The 11931-nt window shown below is 60.5% G+C and carries 8 protein-coding genes and 2 pseudogenes; 7 read left to right on the forward strand and 3 right to left on the reverse strand.

What is annotated here, in order from left to right; translation table 11 throughout:
- The first annotated feature begins 85 nt into the window (after positions 1 to 85).
- The 3 genes from ACMYR2_RS00560 (at position 86) to ACMYR2_RS00570 (ending at position 2111) form a co-directional block, all read left to right on the forward strand.
- Positions 86 to 718, forward strand: a complete 633-nt coding sequence (locus ACMYR2_RS00560) for an NADPH-dependent F420 reductase (RefSeq protein WP_347264034.1) — start codon at positions 86 to 88, stop codon at positions 716 to 718.
- Positions 719 to 742: 24 nt separating this feature from the next.
- Positions 743 to 1186, forward strand: a complete 444-nt coding sequence (locus ACMYR2_RS00565) for a DoxX family protein (protein WP_416193481.1) — start codon at positions 743 to 745, stop codon at positions 1184 to 1186.
- A gap of 61 nt (positions 1187 to 1247) precedes the next feature.
- Complete coding sequence (locus ACMYR2_RS00570; RefSeq protein ID WP_347264035.1) at positions 1248 to 2111, forward strand: VOC family protein; 864 nt, start codon at positions 1248 to 1250, stop codon at positions 2109 to 2111.
- 124 nt (positions 2112 to 2235) lie between these two features.
- Here ACMYR2_RS00570 and ACMYR2_RS00575 read toward each other — a convergent pair whose 3' ends face one another.
- Positions 2236 to 3372 carry an NAD(P)-dependent alcohol dehydrogenase gene (locus ACMYR2_RS00575; protein WP_347264036.1) on the reverse strand — a complete coding sequence of 379 codons (1137 nt, stop codon included), beginning with the start codon at positions 3370 to 3372 and terminating at the stop codon, positions 2236 to 2238.
- Positions 3373 to 4146: 774 nt separating this feature from the next.
- Here ACMYR2_RS00575 and ACMYR2_RS00580 point away from each other — a divergent pair.
- The 3 genes from ACMYR2_RS00580 (at position 4147) to ACMYR2_RS00590 (ending at position 9058) form a co-directional block, all read left to right on the forward strand.
- Positions 4147 to 5169: an efflux RND transporter periplasmic adaptor subunit gene (locus ACMYR2_RS00580; protein ID WP_416193482.1), complete on the forward strand. Its 1023-nt coding sequence runs from the start codon at positions 4147 to 4149 to the stop codon at positions 5167 to 5169.
- Positions 5170 to 5172: 3 nt separating this feature from the next.
- Entirely contained in the window at positions 5173 to 8319 is a 3147-nt protein-coding gene (locus ACMYR2_RS00585; protein ID WP_347264038.1) for a multidrug efflux RND transporter permease subunit, read from the forward strand.
- Positions 8320 to 8896: 577 nt separating this feature from the next.
- Positions 8897 to 9058 carry a hypothetical protein gene (locus ACMYR2_RS00590; protein WP_416193483.1) on the forward strand — a complete coding sequence of 54 codons (162 nt, stop codon included), beginning with the start codon at positions 8897 to 8899 and terminating at the stop codon, positions 9056 to 9058.
- Here ACMYR2_RS00590 and ACMYR2_RS00595 read toward each other — a convergent pair.
- Positions 9033 to 9350: pseudogene (locus ACMYR2_RS00595) on the reverse strand (transposase); the annotation flags it as partial. The gene ACMYR2_RS00590 and the pseudogene ACMYR2_RS00595 overlap by 26 nt on opposite strands.
- On the opposite strand from ACMYR2_RS00595, the pseudogene ACMYR2_RS00600 reads away from it, so the two are divergent.
- Positions 9346 to 9976: pseudogene (locus ACMYR2_RS00600) on the forward strand (IS701 family transposase); the annotation flags it as partial. The pseudogenes ACMYR2_RS00595 and ACMYR2_RS00600 sit on opposite strands and share 5 nt — an antisense overlap.
- Before the next feature lie 125 nt (positions 9977 to 10101).
- Here the strand turns inward: ACMYR2_RS00600 and ggt are convergent.
- The gene (gene ggt / locus ACMYR2_RS00605) at positions 10102 to 11856 is read right to left on the reverse strand and encodes a gamma-glutamyltransferase (protein ID WP_347265432.1); all 1755 of its coding nucleotides are present in this window, start codon (positions 11854 to 11856) and stop codon (positions 10102 to 10104) included.
- Positions 11857 to 11931 lie beyond the last annotated feature (75 nt).

The following is an 11931-nucleotide window of genomic DNA, read 5'->3' on the forward strand; positions in this document are numbered from 1 at the left end:
GGCGACCGGATTATCGTTCCGATCAAACAGGGCCATGTTCTTCCCGAGCACGACGCCATGTGGCGTCACAACCGGGAGAACCGACATGAACATTGCCATCTTCGGGACAGGCAATATGGCCAGCGGCCTCGCTGTCCTGTTCGCCAAGGCCGGACATGACATCACGCTGGCTTCCAGGGACTCGGCAAAAGCGCAGACAGTCGCAGCCAAACTCGGCAGCGGCATCCGGGTGAGTTCGTTAGCAGATGCTGCTGGCGCGGCCGACGCTGTCGTCCTGGCCGTACCCTACGAGGCAGCCGCCAACGTCGTCGAGGCCGCCGGAGACCTTGCCGGCAAGATCGTCATCGACATCACCAACCCGCTGACCGCTGACTTTTCCGGTCTCACCATCGGCCATACGACCAGCGCGGCCGAGGAAATCCAGAAGCGCATACCGGCGGCAAAGGTGGTGAAGGCTTTCAACACCGTCTTCGCCTCCGTGCTTCAAAATGGCGGCAAGACGGCCGGAAAACCTGCGACGGTTTTTGTCGCGGGCGACGACGCCGAGGCGCGAAAGAGCGTTGTCTCCCTCGCCAAAAGCGCGGGCCTGGCGGCGATGCAGACCGGCGGTCTCGCCTCGGCCCGGTATCTGGAGCCGGTCGCGGGTCTCAACATCGCTTTAGGCTACGGCCTCGGCCATGGCACCGACATCGCACCCACATGGCAAGGCATCGCCTGAGCCGCCAATCGAAAGGACAACACCATGACCTACGCAACTTCCGCAGACGCGGCCCGCCCGGCTCTCATTTCCGGCGTGGCGAATGCCGATCTCGCCGCGATGATCCTGCGCGTTTCGATGGGCGTTCTTTTCCTCGCCCACGCCTGGCTCAAGCTGGTGATCTTTACGCCGGCGGGCACCGCCGGATTCTTCGAGAGCCTGGGCTTCCCCGGCTTCCTGGCCTATCTGGTCATCGCCGCAGAGCTGGGCGGAGGCATCGCGCTCATTCTCGGCGTCTGGAGCCGCTGGGTTTCACTGGCGCTGGTGCCGATCCTGCTCGGCACGATCTACGCTCCGCATGGCGCGGCCGGCTTCTTCTTCTCGAACCAGGGCGGCGGCTGGGAATTTCCCGCCTTCTGGGCCATCGCCCTCGTTGTGCAGGCCCTGCTTGGTGACGGGGCCTACGCTCTAAAGCGCGGCCGCTCCTGAACATCTGATGCGGTCGCGGGACCAACCCGCGACCGCGCCTTTCTCCCTTGGAGCATCCATCATGACCAAAACATCTGAATTTTTCGACATGAGCGCAGCGCCAATGCGCATCGGCAAGGTCCTGTTGAAGGTGCGCGACCTTGAGGCCGTTTCAGGCTTTTATCGCAACGTTCTCGGCCTGAAGGTAATGGCAAACGATGATCGCAAGGCAACGCTCGGCACAGGCCGCACGCCCTTGGTGGTTCTCGAAGCAGACGCGGCCCTCACGCCGCATGACCGGCGGCAGGCCGGACTCTTTCACACGGCCTTCCTGATGCCGACGCGCGCCGATCTCGCGCGCTGGCTGGGCCACGCTGCCGAGGCGCGCGTGCCGCTGCAGGCCGCATCCGACCACATCGTCAGTGAGGCGGTTTATCTCGCCGATCCCGAAGGCAACGGTATCGAGGTGTATGCCGACCGACCCATCGCGCGCTGGCATGGTGCGAATGGTGATATCAGGATGAGCACCGATCCGCTCGACATGCAGGACCTGCTCGCAGCGGGCAAAGGAGCAGGATGGACCGGCTTTCCCGAAGACGGCAGCATCGGGCACGTCCACCTTCAGGTCGGAGATACGGCAGCGGCAGACCGCTTCTATCGCGACGTCCTCGGCTTCGACACCACTGTCGACTATCCCGGCGCCAGCTTCTACGGCAGCGGCGGCTATCACCATCAACTCGCCGGTAACATCTGGAACAGCCGCGGCGCCCCGCAACGCCCGAAGGGCATGGCGGGACTCGACAATGTCGAGATCATCGTCCGCGAGACCGCCGACATCGCGGCAATCGTGGCGCGCGCCGGCAGCGTGGGCATCGAAACGACAAAGGGAGCCGACGGTACGGTCCTGCACGACCCCTGGGGCACCGCCATCACGCTGAGAAACTGAAAATGGTCGTAATAATTCGCGACGGTGAACAGATGGGTTTCAGGCGTGAGCATCAGATCGAAGGCCATCACCACGCCCGCATCGGGCAGGCGTAGGAATATGGTCTCGTCCGCCTTCGACCGCTTCATACCTTGCCGATACGAATGATCGGCTTCAGCGTGACTCCTTTTTCACTGTCGGCTGCGGCTTCGTTGATCTGGTCGAAGGAATAGAACTTGACCAGCCTGTCGAAGGGAAAGCGTCCGGCAAGATAGAGATCGATGAGTTTGGGAATGAACACGTCGGGAACGCTGTCGCCTTCGACAACGCCACGGATGCTTTTGACATTCTGCATCAGGTCATTGACGTCGAGATCAAGCATTGCCCCCGGCTTTGAAGCGCCAACGATCGCAGCAGCTCCCGTCGGGCGCAAGGCCAGTACGGCACTGCGGATCACGGATGTAATACCCGTCGAATCCACCGCGAAATCCACGCCCTTTCCGGCAACGCCGCGGATCGCCTCGACCGGGTCCTCGTCGGCGCTGTTGACCACATGGGTGGCGCCGAGTTGCCGTGCCAGTTCCAGCCGCGAGGGCACGACGTCGATTGCGAAGATGGTCGTCGCACCGGCGGCGGCCGCTGCCATCACGGCCGAGAGGCCGACCGCTCCGGCGCCGAAGGCCGCAAAGCTCGCTCCCGGCCCGACCTTGAGGGCATTGAGGACGGTTCCCGCGCCTGTCTGTATCCCGCACCCAAGAGGTCCCAGCAGTTCCAGTGGTGCATCCTTGCGCACCTTCACCACATTACGATCGTTGGCGATGGCGTATGCGCCGAATGAGGATTGACCGAAGAACCGATCATGTAGCTGGCTCTGGTCATGTCCGCACAGGGCATGCGAGCCGTCGTCGGGGCGCGCGCCAGCGAAATTGTAGTCGTTAAAGTTCTCACAATAGGCCGGATGACCTTCCTGACACGGACGGCAAGCGCCGCAGGAATGAAAGGTGAGGACGACATGATCGCCTTTCCCGACTTTGGTGACGTTCTCCCCGACCGCTTCTACAATTCCGGCACCTTCATGTCCGAGGACGATCGGATGCGGCACTGGATAGATCTGATCGCGCGCGACCATATCGGTGTGGCACATGCCCGTCGCGATCACGCGGACCAGCACCTCGTTATGGCGCGGCGGCGTGATGTTCACCGGCTCGATTCGGAAGGGTCCGCCCTTCTGACGGACGACGGCCGCCTGAAAGTCACTTGCGGCAAATTGTTGAATCGACATCTGGTTCATCCTACTTAAATCGAAAGATCACTATATTGATCGATTATAGCCGTTGGCCACCCGTCAATTGACCGCCGACCACAATATCGTACGCAAGCGTTGCCTCACAGTTCGACTTAACGACGCGACAGGGACGTTAGGCCATCATATATCCAAGGAGGATGTCGCGCCTCAAAGGTGTGTAAAGTTAGTCGAGAGACCACTCCCGCAGGGATGACATTAAGAACCAGGTGAAAACAATTTTTTTGATGGCGTCCGAGTGGATCGACTCGCGCTTTCCCGCGCCTGGGGTGCCGGCCATACGCTCGATCCGCGCCTGGTTGATTGACGTCGGATGTCCGTTCCCTTGGCGGGCCGACGTTGGTTACGCGCCCGGTCGCAGCCTCCGGCGTGACGACTTCATGACCAGCGATATCAAGGCTCGGTACGGCCTTGATCGGCGGGCCAATTTGAGGCTGACTCAAGCGCGGGAATCCCTACTCCCGCGCGTCTTATATTCACGTCGCTATGAACAGGTGGGTTCACAATCCTTCGGGATCACCGTTCGATTTGAGGACCGCAAGCGCTGTAGCCCACTTGTTCCAACCCGCATTTAGATTTGAACGATGGCGATGGCCGCCAAACCGATCGTCAGGAGATATGAAAGCCATGCGCGCCCTTTCATCGGTCTGCATTTTTATTGTTGGAGCATTCCTGTCGGCGACATCAGTGATTGCGCAACTGGGCTAAAACGCCCCGCCTGCGGTCGGAGTTGTCACCGCCGAATTCAAACCGATGGCCGAGAGCACGGAGATCAATGGCCGTATTCAAGCTCGGCATCGCGTTGACCTGGTTGCGCGCGTGACTGCGTTCATGGACGAGCGGCTTTTTGTGGAAGGCGCGGACGTCAAGAAGGATCAGATTCTATATAGGCTCGAGCGTGCGCCGTTCGAAGCAGAGGTCGAGGCTAAGGAAGCGGCAGTTGCTCAGGCACAGGCTCAACTGGAGAATGCCGATCTCACGCTTTCTCGTGCAGAAGAGCTATTCCGGAAAAACTCCGGTACCCGCGTCACAGCCGACGCAGCGCTGGCGGCGCAACGCACGGCTGCGGCGCAGCTGAAGGCCGCGCAGGCGCAGCTCCATCAGGCGCAAATCAATCTGGATTACACTGAAATAAGAGCACCCATCGACGGCCTCATTGGCCAAACATCGGTCACGGTCGGTAACGTTGTCAGCCCGTCCAGCGGTACGCTGGCGACCATCGTCAGTCCAGATCCCATGTATGTGATTTTTCCTGTCTCGGTGCGCCGCGTCCTCGAACTAAGGGAACGCTATGCGGACAAGGGCGGCTATCAGGCCGTCCAGATTCGCGTGCGCCTGCCGAACGGGGAAATATACGGTCAAATCGGCAAGCTCGACTTCGTCGATATCGGCGTTGCCAAGGATACCGACACCCTCATCCTGCGCGGCACGATTCCCAATTCGGTGATTCAGACGGTCGAGGGGAAGAAGCTTTACGAATTGACGGACCAGGAGTTTGTCACCGTCTTGCTCGAGGCTGTCGAACCGCTCAAGGTGCTTGCGGTTCCGCGCGCCGCGATCCTTGCCGACCAGCAGGGCGATTATGTGTTCGTGGTCAATGATAAGAACGTGGCCGAACGACGCCACGTGAAGTTGGGACAATCAACCCCCGATGTCGCGGGGATCGTCGATGGTTTGAGACCGGGCGAGCGGGTCGTCATGGAGGGAATCCAGCGGGTGCGTCCAGATCTTGTGGTCTCGCCGGCTCCGGCTTCATCAATCCCCGCTGGGAGATAACGCATGCTCTCGGCCTATTTTATCGATCGCCCCCGCATGGCGATCGTCATCGCCATCGTCATTTCGCTCGCGGGTCTGCTGGCTCTCTCACGCATCCCCGTGGCTCAGCTACCCGACATCGTTCCGCCGGAGGTTCAGGTCTCGGCGGTCTATCCGGGCGCTTCCGCCTCGGTGGTGGAAGCGACGGTGGCGCAACCGATCGAGTCCAAAGTCGTCGGCGTCGACAAGATGATTTATATGAAGAGCAGCAGTGGCGCCGATGGAAGTTACAATCTGGACGTCAGTTTTGCTCTCGGCACCGATCCCGATATTAATACCGTCAACGTCAATAATCGCGTTCAGACCGCGATGGCGAGTCTGCCGCCAGAGGTGCAGGTTCAGGGATTGACGGTTCAGAAGCGAACCTCATCCGTCCTTCAGTTCATTACGCTCTACAGCGAGGGCGGCAAGCTCGATCCGCTAACCATCACTAATTATGCCATCATCAACGTTCTGGATGAGTTGTCGCGGATATCGGGCGTCGGGCAGGCGCTCCTGTTTGGACGCGAAAACTATTCGATGCGGATCTGGTTCGATACCGCACGATTGACGAGCCTCGGTCTGGGACCCTCTGACGTCATTCGCGCCGTACAAGCGCAGAACGTCCAGGCGCCGATCGGTCGGCTTGGAGCCCGTCCGGTTCCTGAAGACCAGCAGTTCCAGTTAAATCTGCAGACGCAGGGCCGCCTTACGACCCCGGAGCAATTTGGCGCCATCGTCATTCGAGCCAATCCGGACGGTTCGGTGCTGCTGGTCAAGGACGTCGCACGGATCGAGTTGGGCGCGCAGAATCAGGATACCTTCAGCCGGCTAAATGGCGATCCGTCGGTTACGATCGGCATCTATCTGTCGCCTGGCGCCAATGCCCTCACAGTATCGAAGGTTGTGAACGCAACCCTGGAAAAGCTGCGAGATCGCTTTCCCGAGGGGCTGCAAGCTCGCGTGGTGCATGATTCGACGGTTTTCGTGAGGGATACGATCAACGCAGTCATTCAGGCGCTTATTGAGGCATTTGTTCTCGTCGGCATCGTCGTGTTCCTGTTTCTCGGCAATCTGCGCGCGACCCTCATTCCAATCATTGCCATTCCGGTCAGCTTGATCGGAAGCTTCGCCGTTCTTCTTATGCTCGGTTATTCGGCCAATACCGTCTCGCTGCTGGCGCTGGTGCTCGCGGTCGGCATCGTCGTAGACGACGCGATCGTTGTGGTCGAGAACGTCGAGCGCATAATGGAGGAAGAGCCGGATCTATCGCCTGCGGAGGCGACCAAGAAAGCGATGGCGCAGGTGACGGGGCCGATCATCGGCATCACTTTGGTCCTGCTGTCGGTGTTCGTCCCGATCGCTTTCATCGCCGGCATTTCGGGCGAGCTGTTTCGCCAGTTCGCTGTGACGATTAGTGCTGCGGTGCTCATCTCGGCGGTCAACGCGCTGACCCTCTCGCCCGCACTGTGCACAGTGTTCCTTCGTCATTCTCCGCGTCGCGGAATCATGGGACGCATCGGACAAGGGATCGACAAGGTGCGCGACGGTTATGCCACAGTCGTTCGCAAGACATTGCGGCTGTCGGTCATGTCAATGGTGCTGATCGCCGCATTCGGCCTGGGCATTTTTGGTTTGATGCGCGTTACCCCCACGGGCTTCCTTCCTGAGGAGGATCAGGGAACATTCTTCATCAACGTACAACTGCCCGATGGCGCTTCGGTCAACCGGACAAGCGAAACCGTTAAGCAAGTCGAGAACATCCTGAAAGGGGTGCCTCAAGTGCGGGATACCATTTCGATCATCGGCTACTCGCTGCTCGATGGCTATGCTGCCAGCAACAATGCGTTCATGATCGTCAAGCTGAAGCCATTCGAAGAGCGCACCGGCGTGGCCGATTCCGCTCAAGCGCTGATTGCGCAAGTATTCAGCGCGGCACAGCAAATCCGCACCGCGAATGTATTGCCCTTCAATCTCCCTCCCATCGTGGGGCTATCAACCACCGGCGGTTTCGAGTATCAGCTCGAGAATCTGGAAGGTGCCGATCCGAAAGCGATGAACTCGGTGGTTCAGGGACTGATCGCTGCAGCCAATCAGGACTCGCGGCTTTCACGCGTCTTCTCGACATACGGAGCCAACGCGCCTTCGGTCTTTCTTGATATTGATCGCGAGAAGGCGCAGTCACTCGGCATCACGCTCAATGACGTTTTCACCACGCTGCAAACCACCCTCGGCGGTTACTTCATCAATAATAATTTCAATCTATTCGGCCGGACCTGGCAGGTCAATTTGCAAGCCGAGGCAGCGGATCGGCGCGATATATCTTCCCTTTGGAAGATCTACATCCGAAATTCAAAGGGTGAAATGGTGCCGCTACAGTCGATCGCAACGGCTCGCACCGTGACGGGGCCGCAAGTTATCACACGATACAACAATTATCGCTCGGTGACCATCAACGGCAGCCCGGCTCCGGGCGTGGCCTCGGGGACGGCATTGGATGCCATGGCCGAGGTGTCTGCCAAGACTCTCCCGCCTGGCTATGCATTCGAATGGACCGGGACCGCCTATCAGGAACAGGCGGCGAGCGGCCAGACCATAATCGTGCTCGGCATGGCGTTGCTATTCGCGTTCCTGTTTCTGGTGGCGCTTTACGAGAGCTGGATCATTCCTGTCCCGGTGCTGTTCTCGGTGGTTGTCGGTGTGCTCGGTGCCATTGCCGGGGTTTTGATCGCGCACCTTACGCTCGATCTCTATGCGCAGATCGGACTCGTCGTTCTGATTGCACTGGCCGCGAAGAACGCCATCCTGATCGTTGAGTTCGCCAAGGAGCAGCGTGAGCAAGGGTTGGGCCTTGAGCAAGCCGCAGCTCTCGGCGCCGAGATGCGATTCCGCGCCGTGCTGATGACGTCGATCGCGTTCATCCTCGGGCTGGTGCCGCTGGTCTGGGCGAGGGGCGCATCCGAGATCGCGCGTCAGGCCGTCAGCACGCCGGTGTTCGTCGGCATGATCGCTGCAAGTAGTATCGGATTGTTCTTGATCCCGATGCTCTACGTCTTCTGGGAATCCGTCAGAGAGCGAACAAGTGAGCTCTTCGGTAGGAGAAAAGCGGCCGATCCTGATCTGGCTGAATAGCTCTACGAAATGCTGCTCAGTGTTCAAAAAGGGAGCTGTTAGAAATCGGGGCAGCACTTGCGGGTGTCACACAGGATTGCTGCTGAATACCTCGAACCGACCTTAGCTTGCATAAGGCGACCATCCATAAGGCGACCATCTCGACCATATTTCGGCGTGATTTTTAGTCCACGCACGGTCCGCGCTGAACCCGCTCTCTGCCTCTGTCGTACCCTCACGCCACTGCGACAGGTTAAAGTTATTCAGCTCTTTATTTCCGCAAGGCCGCTCGACCGGGGAGACAGATCATGGACATCGAGCGTAGATATTTTGTCAAAGGCCCACGGTCCGGGGCAACCGGGCAGTCTGCTCAATGCCGAGTACATGGCTGCTTTCACCGATCCGAGCGAGGTCAGCGAGCCAACGCGGCAGATGATCTATGGATTGATGCGGCATGCGCCCGGAAAGCGCGGACGGCTGGTTGATGCCCTGATGCCGCCGCCGCCCGTGCGCCCGACCAGCTGGAAGGATGACGAATTCAAACGCGATGAAGACTCCTCCAAGATGCCCAAGCTGTGGGGAACGGGGAGGCCAGCCGTTGCAGAACATGCAGCTGGGACTCAGTCTTCCCGATCAGTTTCTCAGCCTGACCGATTGGCAACTCAAACACCTGAAAGAATGGGCCGACGGAAACTTTGAGGTAGGCTCTCCACCAAAGCTAAAGCATGATGGCATTAAGTTCGATATCCTGAATTTTTGAGGTAGTTGGCACATTCCTCGGAGGTGAAGGCATTGAGTGCGTGGCCGATTGCGGCGCAGACCGCATCGACGGTTCGCGCGGCGGCTTTTCGGATGAGGTGCTTGAGCTTGGCAAAGACCTGTTCGATCGGGTTCAGATCGGGCGAGTATTTTGGCAGGAAGAAGAGTTTGGCGCCGACCGAACGGATGAGTTGACGAACTGCTTTGCTCCGGTGGCTGCCAAGGTTATCCAGGATGACGATATCGCCGGGTCGAAGGACGGGCAGAAGAACCTGCTCGACATAGGCGCGAAAGCACCATATCCCGGATATGTCGCCGGTCTCTGCCGAAACGGCGCTCATCGGCGAAAAGTGGCGGAAGATCAGCTGGCGCCGGGGTACGAAGGGCCCGCTGACATGCCTGTTCGCAGCACGGCGCGTTCGCATTGCGGACGGCCCGAAGCACCGCGTATTCGATAAAGGTGTCGAGCGCATGCCTGGCGCAGGAGTGTGGGTCCTGGGTGAACGACGACCGGGCGGAGAGCAGAAGTACTACGTCTCGAACCTGCCCGCCGACGTGCCGCTCAGGACGCTGACGGCTGCCGTCAAGGCGCGGTGGATCTGTGAACAGGCGCATCAGCAATTGAAGGAAGAACTCGGGCTCGCCCATTTTGAAGGCAGATCGTGGGTTGGGCTACACCGGCATGCCTTGATGACGATGATCGCCTGCGCATTCCTTCAATCCCGCCGCAATCCCGCCGCCTCATCGCAGCGGGGCGGAAAAAAAGAAGCAACGGCCCACCGCCACAGCCGAGTTTGCTAGCCGTGCGCCGCGCCATCGTCGAACTCATTCTTCGACCAACAAATCAGCGATGCCCATACTGCAGAAGACAAATCGACGAAATGCAGCGGTACGAATAAATCTGCCAAAGTGGTGCTAGCGCGTTTTCAAGCGAAGCATGTCCTCGGGCTCGACCCGAGGATGGACACCGGTTCGCGTGAAGAAAACGCGTCAAAACAATAATCTGGAGCCCCGCTTCTGATGGAATCAGAAGCGGTGAAGGCTCTAGTATCCCGCGGCGCTTGACCCGCGGGTGCGCGGGTCCGGCGCACCGAACAAACCGTCCGGAGTGATGGCGATGGAGTTGGCCGAGGTCTGCCCCATCGGCACGACGACAGTATGGCCTCGCGCCCGCAACCCCGCGATAATGTCATCGGAAAATCCCTGTTCGGCGCGGACCTCGTCCGGCAGCCACTGATGATGCAGCCGCGGCGCGTGAACCGCGGCGGCGATGTTCATATCGTAATCGAGCACGTTGACGATCACCTGAAGCACGGTGGAGACGATGCGGCTGCCGCCGGGCGATCCCGTCGCCAGCACCGGTTTGCCGTCCTTCAGAACGATGGTCGGCGTCATCGAGGACAGCGGCCGCTTGCCGGGACCGGGCAGGTTGGCCTCGAACCCGACCAGCCCGAAAGCGTTCGCCGCGCCCGGCGCGGCGGTGAAATCGTCAAGCTCGTTGTTGAGCAGGACGCCAGTGCCCTCCGCCACCAGTCCGACGCCGTAGCTGAAGTTCAGCGTATACGTGTTGCTGACGACATTGCCGAAGGCGTCGGCCACCGAGAAATGCGTGGTGTTGTCTCCTTCGCGCGGCGGGACCAGCACGGCGTCCGCCGGCGTCGCGTGCCTCATGTCGATCGAGGCGCGCTGTTTTGCGGCATAGTCCTTCGCAAGCAGGGTTTTAACCGGGACGTCGACGAAAGCGGGATCGCCGAGATGGCGCGCGCGATCCGCATAGGCGCGCTTCATCGCCTCGACCAGCACATGCAGCGAATCCAGTGATCCCTGATGCAGATCGCGCATCGGGAAGCCTTCGAGGATGTTCAGCGATTCGAGCAGCACGGTGCCGCCGGACGAGGACAGCGGCATCGACAGGATGTCATAGCCCCGATACCTGCCCCGCACCGGCTCCCGGATCAGTGGCCGATAGGACTTGAGGTCCTCAAGCGTCATGATTCCGCCGGCCGCGCCGATCCCCTTCACCAGCTTCGAGGCCACCGGCCCTTCATAGAAGCCTTGCGCCCCCTGCTCGGCGATCGCAGTCAGCGTCGCGGCCAGATCGGCCTGGACCAGCCGATCGCCCTCGCGCAACGCGGTGCCATCGGGGCGCGCGAAGATCTTCATCGAGGACGGCCAGCGCGCAAGACGGTCATGCGATTGCGACAGCGTGTCGGCGCTATCGTCGGCGACCGTGAGCCCCTCGCGCGCCAGCGTGATCGCGGGCTGAAGGAGGCGAGCGAGGGTGAACCTGCCCGATCCGTATCTGTCGAGCGCCAGCGCCAGCCCGGCGACGGTGCCGGGCACGCCGATGCCGAGCGCCGAATCGCGCGACTTCGCCGGGTCGGGCTTACCGTCGGCGCCGAGGAAGATGTCACGCCCGGTCGCGCCTGGCGCGGTCTCGCGATAGTCGATGGCGATATCGCGTCCGGAATCGGACAGATGAATCAGCATGAACCCGCCGCCGCCGATATTTCCGGCGCGCGGATATGTGACCGCCAGGGCGAAACCGGTCGCGACCGCCGCATCGACCGCGTTGCCGCCTTGCGCGAGCACGTCCGCGCCGATCCTCGCCGCCAGCCGCTCCTGCGCCACCACCATGCCGTGTTTGGCGGCGACCGGACGAATCGCGTCGGAGGTCGCCGCCGGGACCGCGCCGCGCGCATCCTGCGCGAAAGCGTGCGACAGGAACGGCGTCCATGCGGCGATCACGCAGATCGCAAACAGGGAGAATACGTACCGGCATAGCTCGCGGCGGGTCATCCATTCAGTCCCGGATCTGGAGGATTCGTTTTCGTTAATGGGAGCGATGCTATAGGATTTGAGGCGCGGGGTCAG

This window comes from Nitrobacter sp. TKz-YC01, from assembly GCF_047824785.1.
Taxonomy (GTDB): domain Bacteria; phylum Pseudomonadota; class Alphaproteobacteria; order Rhizobiales; family Xanthobacteraceae; genus Nitrobacter.